We start from the raw sequence: 14,672 nt of genomic DNA, 5'->3' as shown, positions 1-14,672 counted from the left end.
GCCCGATTTTACGGACGCACCTCCGGCGTGCCGGCGTCGAGCTGCGCGAGCTTGGACTTCTTGGGAGCCCATTCGTCGGCATCGGGCAGCGGCCCGCGGAAGACGGCGCGCGGCCAGGTCCGGGCAAGCGAGGCGTTCAAGGCGACGAAGGGGCGCAGCGCATCGCCGAGGCCTTGCTCGGGGAAGATGGCCTGCACCGGGCAGACCATCTCGCACAAGGCGCAGTTGGCGCAGGCATGCGGATCGATCACGACGAAGTTCGGCCCTTCGCGGAACGCGTCCTGCGGGCAGACCTCGATGCATTCGCCATAGCGGCAGCGGATGCAGGCGTCGGTGACGACGTACGCCACGCTTTCGCCCTCAGGCCGCGGCCTGGAACCCGGCGGTGTTGAAGAACACGTTGGGCTTGCGATACACAGCCAGGAGCAGGCAGCCTTCGTCGGAGCGTGTCTCGTGCAGCGAGCCAGGTGTGCGCCAGACGTACTGGCCGGCGCGGCAGATGCCGTCGTGGTCGTAGAAAGAACCTTCGAGCACCCAGCTCTGCTCGATCTCCGGATGCTTGTGGAAAGGCAGCACGGCGCCGGGCTCCCACTTGAGCAGCACCGTCATCTCGCCCGCCTCGTCGTTGCGGTAGAGCACCTTCATCCAGATCTTGTCGAACTGCGACTTCTGCCATTCGAGCTTTTCCGGATCGACGTAGATCGAGCCGCCTTTGGTGGGCTCGAGCTTTCCGGACAGGCGTTGTGCGGTATGGGTGTTGGACATGGAAACTCCTTTGGAACGAATAAGCGAAGGGATGGAATCCGCCTACAAGGCAGACACCGACTTGTTGCGTGTCTCGTGCGCGAAGAGCGCGGCCGTCAGCGTGATGAGCGCCAGTACGATGAGCATGATCGAGATGCCTGCGGTGCCACCCATCTTCTCGCTCAGCACGGTGGCGAGCACCGGTGTCAAGCCGCCGCCGATGGCCGCCGCGACCTGGAAGCCAAAGGATGCGCCGCTGTAGCGCGACCTGGCGCCGAAGAGCTCCGGAAAGTAGGTGGCTTCTGGCGCGAACATGAGCCCGTGGCCGAAGCTGAGCGCCACGGCGACTGCGGCGACGATCACGAGCGGGTCCTTCGTCCCCAGCAGCCAGAACATGGGAAACGCGAACGCGATGGTGAACAACGATCCCGCGAAGTAGAACGGCCTCCGGCCAAACACATCCGACAGGTAGCCAAACAGCGGAATGGTCACGATCTCGATAGCGGCGGCGATCATGATCGCGTCCAGGATCTGCGACTTCGGCAAGCCAAGCTTGGTCGTCGCATACACCACCACGAACACGGTGAGCATGTAGACCCACGAGACCTCGGAGATCTTCAAGCCGATGGCGATGAAGAAGCTCTTGGGATGCTTGAAAAGCGCCTCTGCCAGCGGATTGCGCGCGATCTCCTTCTTCGCCTTCATGGCCTCGAAGACGGGCGACTCCTCCACCCTCATCCGTATGAAGGCGCCGAGGATCACCAGCACCAGGCTCGAGAGAAAGGGCACGCGCCACCCCCAGGACAGGAACTCTTCCTCGGGCAGCTTGGACACGAGCGCGAACACGCCCGCCGAGAGGATGAGGCCTATCGGAAAGCCGACCTGCACGAGACTGCCGCACAGGCCCCGCCGGCGGGCGGGCGCATGCTCCAGCACCATCAGCGCGGCCCCACCCCATTCGCCGCCAAGACCGATGCCCTGGATGATCCGCAAGAGCACCAGCAGGATCGGTGCCCAGATGCCGATCTGCGCATAGGTGGGCAGCAGGCCGATCGCAAAGGTGCCCAGCCCCATGATCACCAGCGTCAGCAAGAGCATCGACTTGCGCCCGAGCCGGTCGCCGAAGTAGCCGAACACCGCGCCGCCGAAAGGCCGCGCGAAGAATCCGACCGCGGCGCTTCCCAGCGCGGCGAGTGTGCCGACGAAGGGATCGTCAGCGGGAAAGAACAGCTTGTTGAACACGAGCGCCGCGGCCGCGCCGTAGATCAGGAAGTCGTACCACTCGATGATCGTTCCAAGCGCGCTCGCAAAGACGACCCGCTTGACCCGGTGGTCCGACTTGGTCGCAGGGACGGCGCCATAGGCACCTGCATCCGTAATTTCCATCGCCTTCTCCAGTTTCGACAAACACGAGCCGCTGAGCTAGCGGTGATTCAGGCAACGAGTTGTTGTCTGTTGGGAAACTATAGGTTTCCCAATTCGAGGTGTCAAACAATCCGGAGATGGGACAAACCCGCGGTTCAGGCGAGGGTCGGCAGGCGCGCTTTGTTGGCTTGCCATGCATGCGCGTACTCGATGATGCGGGCGACTTCGGCCGCTTCATCGGCGCCGATGCGCGTGGCGAGCACGTGCAGGATGGCGTCGATGCACAGCGACACGCCGCCACCGGTGATGATCGTCCCGGAATCGACGACGAGCGCCTTGCGCGCATCGACATCCGGATGTTCGCGCGCCAGCACGGCCAAAGGAGAAAGCTCGGGCGCGCGGACCTCGCACTTGGTCGTCGCCACTCGCCCGTCGAGCAGGCCCGCCGTAGCGAGGATCATGGCGCCCGTACAGACGGAGACCAGTGTTGCGCTGCCGCTGCGGCGCTGAAGAAAGGAGCGGATGGCGGCGTCTTCCGATGCCGCCGGCCAGCCGGGTCCGCCGGGGACGATGATCGCATCGACATCAGGGCAATCGCCGAGGGTGAAGTCCGGTGCAACCCTGAGCCCGTTCGAGAGCCGCTGCAGGCCTCCATCGGCCGCCACCGTCAGGTAGCTGAGTTCTGGGATCACGCGCTTCGCCATCGAGATCACGCCGATGGCGGCCAGGTCGATGGGCTCAACGCCCTCGTACAGCAGGAAGGCAAACTTCATCCAATGCTCCGTGGGAGGCGGCAACACAGGCCGCCAAGCAACACTTTACGGAAAAGTTTACCAATGAGCAACTCAGGGAGTAGTCGCGCAGATCCTGACCTCCTGCAAGCGACAACCCGTCCGTGGGCCCTGTGCTGCCAGCAGCTATCGGACATCGGGCGGTTCCTCAAGCGCACTGACCCGTCGACGTTCAGTCTGTGGGAAAGGAAGTGTTGGCGGCTCAGACGCGGGCGCGCGACTGTTGTCACGGGGGGCGTGCGTCATGCAGGCACAGACCCAAAAAATAAACCCGCGATGCTAAGCAAGCATGCGGGTTCTGAGCTGTTTTGAGATCGTGCGAAACGATGTTCTGGTCCGCCGCCAGGAATCACAAATCCTTTGGAACCCCGCACGGATGCTGGATCAGACGACTTCAGCCTTCACAAATACCGACAGAAATACCGACGAAACTCTAGTCGTTGCATCCACGCAACGCAGGCACAAGGCAGTGACGGACCACAGGCGCTCAATCCGGACAGTGCGTTTGACCGCGGATCAATCGCCTGACGGAACGTCGTAGCCACGCCTGTCTAGAAGCTTCACCCAGCGTCGAATGCGTGCCCGCATGCTGCGCTTGTCCGCGTCGCCAAGAAGGTGCATCTGGTCGACCATCTTGATGGCATCGGGCGCCTTCACGAAGCCGTGCTGCAACAAGGCCATGTTGAACTCACGGTCCTTTTCTCGGTTGGCCGCAGCCTTGGACATGAACAAATCGATGACATCCAGGCAAAGACCGAGACGGCCGTTGGTCCCCTTCTCGCTCTGAACGCGATGCAGGCGCCCCTCCCAACCCAGCGGCAGTTTGGCAGTCGTCGAATCGACGCCCTGTGCATAGTATCCATACGTCGTATGGAACTGCGAACCCTCGCCCAAGGCTCCTTCGATCAGCTCTGATTTCTCCTCGGCATCCCTCGGATAGATGTCCGCTTCCGCCGACAGCCTGAAAACGTCCGGAGGGTATGGGATCGGCCCGAGGATGGACTGGCTGCCAACGATGATGAACTCATATTCGTCGGTTACGTCGCCAGCGGCACGAATGATGTGCTCGAGGTCCTCGCGGTTCATCTAGACCCCTCTTCGGAAGCGGACGTGCGCGACTTCGACCCTAGCAGGACTCCCTTTTTCAGGGCGCTTACTTGTTCAAGGACGGCCGCACGGAGGGACGCCGGCAAGATGGTTGGCAGGGGCGACGCCTGCCGCAGTTCCCTGCCGCGGCGCGACGTGCTCAGGGCGCGACGCCAATCGCGCCGGTGCAGGATGACTGACCATTCGTCCCACAGGAATCGCGAATGACTGCTGCCCGAGCTGCGCCATTCCTCCAGGGTTGCGAGAGCCTGGTCGATCAATTTCGGATCGCTGCGCATCAGCTTGATCGCCTCCTCATGCAACATCAGGCTTTGCAGATCTTGCGCATCATGACTGCCGTCAGCCCTGACCAACACGGAACCGGCAGGCGCTGGCCGTTTGCGCGGCCCACCCTCAACACCGGGGGTGATTTGCAGGGCATCGCTTGCCAACAAGGCAAGGTCTGCTGAGACTCCTAGGGCCGACATCACGCGCACGTAGTTCCCCATGGAGGGTGATGAGTCCCCAGACTCGATGGCTGCTAGTGTGGTGCGCGAGATGCCAACTAGCTCAGCCAAGGCTGTGCTCGAGAAGCCTTTTTGGCGGCGAACGCGCTTGAGCCTCTCCCCCAGCTGCAGAAGCAACTGGCGATCCAGAACCGAGGTCACATCCGTTTGGGCTGTCATTTGTCCAGAATTCTAGTCAATTTCCCCCTGGATTTGACTACTTTACTGGTCAACCTTCCGAAGGACGAGGTCTTGCCCACGCCTTTGGACTGCGATGCAGATCGACCCCATCACCCTGATGCGGCGCAAAGGGTGGTCGGCGGAACGAATCGTCCAGCCGTCTCATCGTGAAACAAGCCTTCGGTGAATGTGTCAGGGCCGCGCATCGGGGGTGGTTTAGTAGGTCTGCAAGGACAACGCGCCAAGCCCGCTGACGGGGAACCTTCGAGTTAGGTACTTCAGCAGCCTGCTAGGGGCGTGTACCCGACGGCTTTGTGCGCGCAATCAGCTGCTGCAAATCATCCGGACTACGGTTTGCGAAAGTTCACCGCTGCCAACGCCGAGTGCATCGACCGCATCGAAGTGATGGCCGGTCTTCAAGTCGACGACCCTAAGCAGTGAGCCTTCCTGCTTCAGGAGCTGCTCGTATTCCGCTTGAAGACGGAAATACTCAGGCGACTCAGCGCCGCCCACGGTCAGGATCATCGGCACCTTAAATGGGCGTGGGGTCCGTAGGGGACTGAAAACTGCGACATCGTGCGCAGTAAGGCCTACGACCTTGTTGAGATAGCAGAGACGAATTGGCTCCAGGTCATACAAGCCGCTGATTGCACAACCACCCTTGATGAGATCGGCCGGATATCCGAGCGCTTTCCAATCGGTGCCAGCGAGTACGGCTGTCAGATGTCCACCCGCGGAATGTCCGGAAACAAAAATCCTGTCGCGACTGAAGTTCAGCCTTGAAGCGTTGTCGAAGAGCCACGTCAACGCTTTCTGGTTGTCGCTCACGATTTCGGACATCGTTGCACTGGGAGCCAACCGGTAATTCACGACCGCAACATTGATGTTTTTCTCAAGATAAGGGCCTGCAATTGAGCTGAAATCAGACTTGTCCAGCGATTGCCAATATCCGCCGTGAATGAAAATGAGTAAGGGCTGATCCGGATCGGTAGCAGGAAAAAAGTCCAGCTGCTGCTTCTCGTCTTCACCATAGGCCAGGTTTTCTTGCACGACATGCGCAGACCTGAAGGCAGCCCCATCCGATTTCCAGCGAGCAAAGATTTCCAAGTAGTTCGGAATTCCGGCGCGTACGTTGTACTGCGCGTCGAGCTGTTCTTGGTTAAAATTTCTGTAAATAGCCATGGCGTAATAATGAGTCGTAAGGATTGCGAAGATTTCATCGCTATGAGACTATACGAAGCCCAAGCCCGTAGCGCTCGCCTGCAGATGACAACACCTATCGAGGAAGTGACATGTTCGGGAAAAGCGAGAATAGAGAAGACTATCAAGGAATACCTAGGCCTGTCGGCGGCATGGCACGTGATCTCCCTGCCCGGTTTTTTATTCCATATCACGAGCACCCGCGCGGACAATTGATCTACGCCACGTCGGGGGCAATATTGGTGCATACGCAAGTAGGCTCCTGGATCGTGCCGCCGCAGCGAGCAGTCTGGGTCCCGCCCCAAACCCAGCACTCCATGCAGACGTGCGGGCCCACCGCCCTGCGCACCTTGTATCTACGAGCAGATGTGATTCCGGAAGAAATCACCAAATGCTGTGTCATCGCGGTCTCCCCCCTGTTGAGGGAACTCATCGCGGAAGCTGCCGCGATGCCTGTCGATTACGATGAAGCGGGCCGGGACGGTTTGGCCATCAAGTTGCTTCTGTGGGAACTGAGGCCCGTGCAGATTATTCCCCTGCATTTGCCTTTTCCGCTTGACAGTCGAATACTGAAAATATGCCAGGAGATCGTCAAAAATCCGAACGACGAAACGTCGATTGACGGATGGGGAGACAAGGTCGGGGCCAGCGGCCGAACGATCATCCGGCAATTTCAATCCGAGACCGGACTGTCCTTCCGCAGATGGAAACAGCAAGCAAGATTGATGTCGGCAATTCAAATGCTTGCAGAGGGAAAGAATGTTGCAGACGCAGCGTCTCTCTCAGGCTACGAAAGCCCAAGCGCATTCAGCGCGATGTTCAAAAGACTCCTGGGCGTGACACCCAGCGAATATTTCGTGAATAGCCAGTGACACCACGCCGTGAGGCGCCACGATCTGAATCGATCCAATGCTCCGACGAGTTGGCACTTCGGCGATAGCAGCTGGCACATTGAAGCGAATGAAACGCAAGGCTACGCACTACAGTTGCATGTAGTTCTACGTACGACCTTCTTCATTCACGATTCAATATGTCGATCTCCGAAAATATCGTTCAGCTTGGCTTGGAAATTCCTGTTCTTGCCAAATCCAGTGCATTGTTCCAGCCCTATGCTCTCGAGGGAACGATTCTTACCGTCTCAGGACAACTGCCGATCCTGAACGGCAAGGTCTCCGCCATCGGCAGTGTTCCGAATGAGGTGCCCTTGGAAGCTGCGCGCGAAGCAGCGAAGCTGTGCGTGCTGAACATTCTGGCGAGCGTAAGAGACGCCACAGCAGGGGATTGGGAGCGCGTCTCCTCGTTGGTGAGGCTGGGCGGTTTCGTCGTCACCTCGCGCGATTTCTTCGACGCGCCTGCGGTCATCAACGCGGCCTCCGAGCTCATGCTCAGCGTATTCGGCGAGAAAGGCCGTCATGCACGGGTCGCCATTGGCGTGGCCAGCCTGCCACTCGGTGCCGCCGTGGAAGTGGAGGCCACCTTTGCCTTGAAGGCCTAACGTGTCCGGGTACGCAGACGTACTCGTCGGGCTCCAATACGGAGACGAAGGCAAGGCCAAGGTCATTGACATTCTGGCGCCCGAATACGACATCGTTGGAAGGTTCAACGGCGGTGCCAACGCGGGGCACACGGTTGCAACCGAGCGTGGCACCGCGAAGCTGATGCAAGTGCCATCGGCGGCGTTTCACGAGCAAAAAACCCTTTACATAGGCTCGGGCTGCGCAGTCAACGTAGTGAAGCTCGCAGCCGAAATCGCGCAACTGCGTGAACTGGGAGTCTCGATGGAGGGTCGTCTTTTCATCAGCAGCCGGGCAGCACTCATCCAACCCCATCACCTCGAAGTCGACAGGCAGGAAGGGAGGCAGATCGGAACGACCGGGAACGGGATCGGACCCTGCTATGCAGATCGCGCGATGCGGATGCGCGCAGGATTGCGCGTGGGCCTGCAATTGAAGGACTTGGCCTCCGATGTCGGTGCCGTGTATTCCACCATCGACGGAAATGCAAGACGACTGGGGAATGCTGCCCTTGATTCCTCGGAACTTGCGGCGAGCCTGGAGGAACTGGACGTCGCCTGGCAGCAAGTCAAATCGCTTGTAATAGACGACCCACTCTTCCTGACGAAAAAGGTGCGCGCCGGTGCGCGGGTCCTTTTCGAAGGAGCGCAGTCGGTTCTTTTGGACGTGGGATATGGCGACCAGCCCTACGTGACGGCAAGCCACACGGATCCAAGTTTCGCATACGTCGGCGGCGATCTGAATTGCAGGTTTCACCGGAAGACCATAGGTGTCGTCAAGGCGATTGTCTCTCGCGTTGGGATGGGCAGCTTTCCCTCGGAACTTGGCGGGGAAAAGTCGGCGGACTACTGCGCCGCCGCGGCGGAACTGCGGCGCGGAGCAGAGTACGAAGCAGGGAAATATCTTCCATTCGAGCTGCTCAAAACGGGCGATGGCTTCGAGCTCGGGGTGGCCCTGCGAATGCTGACTGGCGAGTATGGCACGGGGACTGGTCGCCCGCGGCGCATCGGGCTCATCGATATTCCGCAGCTAAGGCAGACCATTGAGCGATTCGGAGTCGACGAAATATTCGTCAACAAGGTTGATTGCCTCCGCCTCTTTGGAGAAACCCCTGCAGGCAAGATCCCGGTGGTTGTGAAATACCTCGGGACCGATCAGGTTCCTGTTCTTGAAGAATTGGCCGTCTTTGACGATGCCGCCTTGAGAGCATCAACGCCGGCTTCGATTGCAGATCCAGTTCTTGCATTCGTTCGCCTCTTGCAGGCCTCCTTGGGCTGCGAGGTCCGAGCGCTCGGCACCGGGCCCATGCGTTCACAGCTTATTTACTTCCAAAGGGAAAAATGAAAACTGCCACGCCCGCATTTCTCAACAATGCTTCCATGCGAAGAGCAGACCTTGCCTGGACCGACTGGGAGGCGATACAAGCATTCCTCAAGGACGAGATGATCTGCAGAATTGCCGTCAATGACGGCGAGTCGCCCTACGTGGCGGCGCAGAGCTTTACCTTCATCGGAAGCGAGTTTCTCTTGCATTCTTCAAGACATGGTCGCTTGGCAGGCTTGCTCCAAAGCGATCCACTCATAACCATCGAAGTTGACAGGCCCATCGCGTTGCTGAAAGCACCGAAGGGTCAGAACACCAGCCTGGAGTACTACAGCGTCATCGCCAAGTGCAGAACGAACTTTCGCAAGGTAGTGGCCGATGTCATCGAACACCAGATGCGGGCGTTAGGCAAATTCCGGCCAGAGAATGATTATCTGCCTATAGAGCAAGGTGCTGCCGAGCAAATCGTGGCCTATCGGTGCGAGGTTCTGGAAATGACTGCAAAGAAGAGAATACTGGCCGATGGCCAATATTCGCCGCCGGGTCAACCTCAGGCGCCCTATCTCCGGTATCCCTTTTCGCCCGGTGCGACGATTTCTGGCCTAGGGCCGGAAGCTTTCGACAGCATGCGTTTTCGGTAGCAGGCATTTTGCTCCCACAGAGACCTCAGACTAATCGCTGAGGTTTTTTTTTCGACTGAGAGACGCCTCACCGCCATTCGCGGCTCAGCAAAACGCTGTCGGTTACCACTATCGATGCGCTGGCGCATCCAGCGCCAAGGCGCAGGCAAAGCTCAGGGTTTTTACGGATGATGCGGGCCGAGTGGCGACGTCAATCCGTTGTGAACAAGCCTCGTCGCTCGCGCCAAAACAAGTTGGCAGTCTCGAAACAGTCGACGTCACTTTGTCGAATCCGGTGGTTGATCGAAAGGAATATCTTTGCGCCGTGTCATCCAGTTTTAAGCAAATTGACACTCAACGCTCATCGCTCAAACCCAACCGAGGTCAAATCATGTCTAGCCTACCCACCGCTGCGGACCGTCTAGAACGGCTTCCGCTATGCGGGTACCACCACAGCCTTTTCATTGTCATTGCCCTGGCCTTTTTCTTTGACAATCTGGACCTCGCAATGATGAGCTACCTGCTCGGTTCCATCAAGACCGAGTTCGGTCTTACAACTGCCGAAGCCGGGTTGTTGGGAAGCGCCAGCTTCTTGGGAATGGGAATCGGCGCGTTGATGTCAGGAATGTTGGCCGACCGGTTCGGCAGGAAGCCGATCTTCCAGGTCAGCATGCTGGTCTGGGGCATCGCGAGTTACCTTTGCTCCACGGCACAGGATGCGACCACACTTGGCATTTACCGGGTTGTTCTAGGGCTCGGCATGGGCATGGAATTGCCATTGGCGCAGACCATTCTGTCGGAATTCATTCCCGCCAAGCGCCGCGGAAAGTACCTCGCGCTCATGGATGGCAATTGGCCAATCGCATTTATCTGCGCTGGGCTGATGTCTTATTACGTGTTGGCCTCGTATGACTGGCGCACGATGTTTTTTCTGGGGAGCTTGCCGGCGGCATTCTTGTTTGTTGTTCGGCGTTATGTTCCTGAATCGCCCCGTTGGCTCGAATCGCGCAGCCGCTTCAAGGAAGCATCCGACGTGGTGGACAGGATAGAAGCTTCCGTGATGAGGAGGCTGAAGGTCTCTTCCCTGCCGATTCCAGCGGCGGGCCCTGGGGTCGAGCACTCGTCTGAATCTGGCATGACGGTCCTGTGGTCCAAGGTGTACAGACGGCGGACTCTGACGGTCTGTGGACTGTGGTTCTTCGCCCTGCTTGGTTTTTACGGGCTGAATACCTGGATCGGCGCGCTCATGCAGCAGTCCGGACTCGCTGTATCGAAGTCGGTCCTCTACACCGTCTACATCGCATGCGGTGGCATCCCAGGGTTTCTTTGGGCTGCATGGATGGTCGAGCGGTTCGGACGAAAGCCGGCTTGCGTCGCAACCTTGGTCGGCGGCGGGGTCATGGTGTTCATCTACGGTCAGATGGCCTCCACAGGAGCGTCGCTGCCTTGGCTGATCTCGTCGGGCGCTCTGATGCAGTTCTTCCTGTTTGGCATGTGGGCTGTGCTCTACACCTACACGCCGGAGCTGTTCCCGGCGCGCGCTCGCGCCACGGGTTGCGGTCTCGCGTCAACCACCGGTCGGGTCGGGTCGCTCATCGGGCCGGCCGCAGTGGGTGTGATCCTGCCGGCTACTGGGCAGATCGGAGTGTTCGGTCTCGGATCGCTTTGTTTCGTAGTCGCTGCCTTCATCGTCTATCAGTTTGGGATCGAGACAAGAGGTTCGTCGCTCGAGCAGCTCTCTGAGAATCCGGACCATGATCCGCTGTACGAAAGCGAGCGTCCCGCGCCGGGGGTCGCAGCTCGGCAGCTTTGATGACGTTCGGCAGTTGTGCAGCAGATGTCATGCCGACGTGTCCCGGACGCGCGCCACTGCATGTGATCGGAGCGGGCGCAGCCAACGCGCCTGCCCGGTTGATGGTGTTCGGCGCCCGTACCTCACTCGCATGCAGTTCATCCAGCCCTGCGGGCCGAGTCCCCTTTTGTTCAAGGCGTCCGACACGGCCGATCCCGTCTCCCGATGACGCCGCACAGCCATTGAGCGCCGCGACCACCCAAGACAGCGAACCGGAAACGAATGACCAGAGAACCATTGAAAGTCGGCTTTGTCGGCCCCGGCATCCTCGGGGCGCCCATAACAACCTATCTCCTCGCCAGCGGACATCAGCTCTTCGTCTACACACTTGGCAAGATTCCGATTGCAATTGCCGAGAGCAGCGCGACCAAGTGCGTGACTGCTCGCGGCGTGGCGGAACGTGCCGAGGTCATCATCACGATGGTGCCGGAGCCGCTGGACGCCCAATCCGCCCTGTTCGGCATCGACGGCGTCGCCGCGGGTCTGAGTAGAGGCAAGGTGGTGGTCGACATGAGTTCGAACTCGCGCATTGTTGTCAACGCCTTCGCGCAGAAGATCAACGCATTGGGGTGCAACTACCTCGAGGCATCGGTGCCACACGGCGAGTCCGCCGTGGGGAACGCGACGCTCTCCATCGTTATCGGTGGAGCAGAAGCAGCATTCGAGCGGGTCAAGCCCCTCTTGGCGCGAATCAGCAAGAACATCAGGTTTGAGCAGCAACGGCGACGATCTGACCACGAGAATCCCCAATCAGATCGTCATTGATGAACCCGCTCGCCAAACCGGAAGAATCGCGGGCACTGCTGCGACGCATGTTCGACGCAGCCATCGCGAGTGCGCAACCAGCGTTGTGCCTGCCCAGGCATCTGCCGCCACCTCCCCGAGGCAGGTTGGTCGTCATCGGTGCCGGCAAGGCTTCAGCCGCCATGGCGCGCGCGGTGGAGGACCACTGGACCGGCTCGATGTCGGGCTTGGTTGTGACGCGCTACGGATATGCCGTCCGATGCCGACAGGTGGAAATCATCGAGGCGGCTCACCCTGTGCCCGACGCAGCGGGCTTGCGCGCCGCGCGGCAGATGCTAGAGCGCGTCAGCGGCCTGACCGAGGACGATCTCGTGCTGTGCCTGATCTCGGGCGGTGGCTCATCGCTGCTTCCGCTGCCGATCGAGGGGCTCACGCTGGAAGACAAGCAGACTGTCGGCCGCGGACTGTTGAGATCCGGCGCGACCATCGGCGAGATGAATTGCGTCCGGCGGCACCTTTCGGGGATCAAGGGTGGGCGATTGGCGGCCGCCTGCTATCCGGCTCGTCTCCTCACACTGCTTGTCTCGGATGCTCCTGGCGACCGAGCGGTCGACATCGCCTCAGGCCCGACGATCGCCGATCCCACGACGTGCGCCGATGCGCTCGCGATCGTGCGGAGATACGGTATCGAGTTGCCCCTCCGTGTGCGCGAGGTGCTGGAAAGCGGCACTGGCGAGTCGATCAAGCCGGACGACCCGCGACTCGCTCGCGCGGAATTTCAGATGATCGCCACGCCGCGGATGGCGCTGGAAGCGGCTGCGACGGTGGCCCGCGAAGCGGGTGTCGCCGCGCACATCCTGGGCGATGCCCTTGAGGGCGAAGCGCGTGACCTCGGCAAGGTCTTGGCAGGCATGGCCCTGCACCAGGCGAATCACGGCCAGCCCTTCGACCTGCCATGCGTGCTGCTTTCCGGCGGTGAAGGCACCGTGACGGTACGCGGCAGAGGGCGCGGCGGGCGCAACGTCGAGTTCCTCCTGTCACTCGCGCTTTCGCTCGGGGGCCATCCGCAAATCAGCGCATTGGCGGGCGATACCGACGGTGTCGACGGACAGGAGGAAATTGCCGGCGCACATGTCGCACCGGACACCCTGGAACGTGCCAGGTTACTCGGGCTGCGCCCTCAAGACATGCTTGCAGACAACGATGGCCACAGCTTCTTCGAGGCGCTAGGCGACTCCGTAGTGACCGGGCCGACCCTCACCAACGTGAACGACTTTCGCGCCATCTTGATCGAGGCCGAAGTTCCCAAGGAAACCTGAAATGCGCAGAACCCGAAATGCCAAGATCGTCGCCACACTCGGCCCCGCCAGCTCCGACAGGGAGACAGTGCGCCAGATGTTCATGGAGGGCGTGGACGTGTTCCGACTCAACTTCAGCCATGGAAGTGGATCCGACCACCGTGCCCGCATGGCGCTCGTGCGCACACTGGAGCAGGAGACCGGCCGGCCGATCGGCATCCTCGCGGATCTGCAAGGTCCGAAGTTGCGCGTGGGCACCTTCAAGGACGGTCCGGTACTGCTGGTCGCGGGGCAAGCTTTTCGCCTGGATCTTGACCCGGCACCGGGCAGTGTGTGCCGCGCCGAGTTGCCCCATCCGGAAATCTTCGCCGCACTGGTGCCCGGGGCCGAGCTCCTGCTCGACGACGGCCGGCGCCGATTGGTGGTGGAGCGCTGCGGCAAGGACTTTGCCGAGACCCGGGTGGCGGTCGGCGGCATGTTGTCCGACCGCAAGGGTGTCAACGTGCCTGAAGTGGTGCTGCCGCTGACCGCGTTGACGGCAAAGGACCGAAGAGACCTCGATCTCGCGCTGGAGCTCGGCGCGGACTGGATCGCTCTGTCATTCGTCCAGCGTCCCGAAGATGTCTCGGAGGCACGCGCCTTGATCGGCACGCGCGCGGCGATCGTATCGAAGCTCGAGAAGCCCTCGGCAATCGAACGGCTGGATGAGATCGTGGCCTTGTCGGATGCGATCATGGTGGCGCGAGGCGATTTGGGCGTGGAGCTCCCCGCAGAGCGCGTACCGGCAATCCAGAAACGCATCGTGCGCGCCTGTCGCCAGCAGGGCAAGCCCGTGATCGTCGCCACACAGATGCTGGAATCGATGGTCGACAGCCCCGTGCCCACACGGGCTGAAGCCTCGGACGTGGCGACTGCGATCTACGACGGCGCCGATGCAGTGATGCTCTCCGCGGAGTCTGCATCCGGAAAGCATCCGATTGCAGCCGTCGGCATGATGAACCGCATCATCGAACAGGTGGAGTCAGATCCGATGTATCGCCAGTTGGTCGACGCATCACACACACCCGCAGCGGCGGGCCACATCGACATGGCAGAGGCCGTTTGCTGCGCGATGCGGCGCGCCGTGACGCTGCTGCACGCGGCAGTCATCGTCTGCTACACGAGCTCCGGCCACACCAGCCTGCGCGCAGCTCGCGAGCGACCCGAGGCGCCGATTCTGACTCTGACGCCCAACATTGGAACGGCGCGCCGGCTGGCGCTGGTATGGGGCGTCCATTCAGTGCTCACCGCGGACGTTGATGACGTGACTCAGATGACAACGATCGCATGCGCGACTGCAAGGAGCGAGCTCTTCGCGTCTGCAGGGCAAACAATCGTCGCGATCGCCGGTTTGCCCTTCGGCGCCGCCGGCACCACCAATCTCTTGCGCATCGCGACTGCCTAGGCACA

The 14,672-nt window shown here is 60.5% G+C and carries 15 protein-coding genes; 8 read left to right on the top strand and 7 right to left on the bottom strand.

Features of this window, described 5'->3' with window-relative positions; all coding sequences use genetic code 11:
- Positions 1 to 8: 8 nt before the first annotated feature.
- From E5P3_RS02990 to E5P3_RS02960, 7 genes are all read right to left on the bottom strand, one after another.
- On the bottom strand, positions 9 to 350 hold the full coding sequence (locus tag E5P3_RS02990) for a ferredoxin family protein (RefSeq protein ID WP_162584617.1): 342 nt from the start codon (positions 348 to 350) through the stop codon (positions 9 to 11).
- A 10-nt stretch (positions 351 to 360) separates the two neighbouring features.
- Positions 361 to 765, bottom strand: coding sequence for a cupin domain-containing protein (locus tag E5P3_RS02985; protein ID WP_162584616.1), 405 nt, complete (start codon positions 763 to 765; stop codon positions 361 to 363).
- 42 nt (positions 766 to 807) lie between these two features.
- Positions 808 to 2,130 (bottom strand): MFS transporter, encoded by a 1,323-nt coding sequence (locus E5P3_RS02980; RefSeq protein ID WP_162584615.1) that lies wholly within the window; start codon positions 2,128 to 2,130, stop codon positions 808 to 810.
- Between the two features lie 134 nt (positions 2,131 to 2,264).
- Positions 2,265 to 2,882 carry a DJ-1/PfpI family protein gene (locus E5P3_RS02975; protein ID WP_162584614.1) on the bottom strand — a complete coding sequence of 206 codons (618 nt, stop codon included), beginning with the start codon at positions 2,880 to 2,882 and terminating at the stop codon, positions 2,265 to 2,267.
- Positions 2,883 to 3,416: 534 nt separating this feature from the next.
- Positions 3,417 to 3,986, bottom strand: coding sequence for a DUF6036 family nucleotidyltransferase (locus tag E5P3_RS02970; protein ID WP_162584613.1), 570 nt, complete (start codon positions 3,984 to 3,986; stop codon positions 3,417 to 3,419).
- Positions 3,983 to 4,672, bottom strand: coding sequence for a helix-turn-helix domain-containing protein (locus E5P3_RS02965; protein WP_162584612.1), 690 nt, complete (start codon positions 4,670 to 4,672; stop codon positions 3,983 to 3,985). The genes E5P3_RS02970 and E5P3_RS02965 overlap by 4 nt, the downstream gene beginning before the upstream one ends.
- A gap of 324 nt (positions 4,673 to 4,996) precedes the next feature.
- Complete coding sequence (locus E5P3_RS02960) at positions 4,997 to 5,854, bottom strand: alpha/beta hydrolase (RefSeq protein ID WP_162584611.1); 858 nt, start codon at positions 5,852 to 5,854, stop codon at positions 4,997 to 4,999.
- Positions 5,855 to 5,964: 110 nt separating this feature from the next.
- On the opposite strand from E5P3_RS02960, the gene E5P3_RS02955 reads away from it, so the two are divergent.
- The 8 genes from E5P3_RS02955 to pyk all read left to right on the top strand — a co-directional run bounded on the left by E5P3_RS02955 (position 5,965) and on the right by pyk (position 14,667).
- Complete coding sequence (locus E5P3_RS02955; protein WP_162584610.1) at positions 5,965 to 6,744, top strand: AraC family transcriptional regulator; 780 nt, start codon at positions 5,965 to 5,967, stop codon at positions 6,742 to 6,744.
- Positions 6,745 to 6,902: 158 nt separating this feature from the next.
- Positions 6,903 to 7,367 carry a RidA family protein gene (locus E5P3_RS02950; RefSeq protein ID WP_162584609.1) on the top strand — a complete coding sequence of 155 codons (465 nt, stop codon included), beginning with the start codon at positions 6,903 to 6,905 and terminating at the stop codon, positions 7,365 to 7,367.
- A 1-nt stretch (position 7,368) separates the two neighbouring features.
- A complete protein-coding gene (locus tag E5P3_RS02945; protein ID WP_162584608.1) occupies positions 7,369 to 8,730 on the top strand; it encodes an adenylosuccinate synthetase in 1,362 nt (453 codons plus the stop codon).
- A complete protein-coding gene (locus E5P3_RS02940) occupies positions 8,727 to 9,350 on the top strand; it encodes a pyridoxamine 5'-phosphate oxidase family protein (RefSeq protein ID WP_174263031.1) in 624 nt (207 codons plus the stop codon). Before E5P3_RS02945 ends, E5P3_RS02940 begins: the two co-directional genes overlap by 4 nt.
- Before the next feature lie 370 nt (positions 9,351 to 9,720).
- A complete protein-coding gene (locus E5P3_RS02935; RefSeq protein ID WP_162589504.1) occupies positions 9,721 to 11,142 on the top strand; it encodes an MFS transporter in 1,422 nt (473 codons plus the stop codon).
- A 261-nt stretch (positions 11,143 to 11,403) separates the two neighbouring features.
- On the top strand, positions 11,404 to 11,946 hold the full coding sequence (locus E5P3_RS02930; protein WP_162584607.1) for an NAD(P)-dependent oxidoreductase: 543 nt from the start codon (positions 11,404 to 11,406) through the stop codon (positions 11,944 to 11,946).
- Positions 11,946 to 13,244 carry a glycerate kinase type-2 family protein gene (locus E5P3_RS02925; protein ID WP_162584606.1) on the top strand — a complete coding sequence of 433 codons (1,299 nt, stop codon included), beginning with the start codon at positions 11,946 to 11,948 and terminating at the stop codon, positions 13,242 to 13,244. Before E5P3_RS02930 ends, E5P3_RS02925 begins: the two co-directional genes overlap by 1 nt.
- Position 13,245: 1 nt before the next feature.
- A complete protein-coding gene (gene pyk, locus E5P3_RS02920) occupies positions 13,246 to 14,667 on the top strand; it encodes a pyruvate kinase (protein ID WP_162584605.1) in 1,422 nt (473 codons plus the stop codon).
- Positions 14,668 to 14,672 lie beyond the last annotated feature (5 nt).

The sequence above is a fragment of the Variovorax sp. RA8 genome, assembly GCF_901827175.1.
GTDB lineage: Bacteria > Pseudomonadota > Gammaproteobacteria > Burkholderiales > Burkholderiaceae_C > Variovorax.
This window is presented reverse-complemented; position numbering and strand designations above follow the sequence as displayed.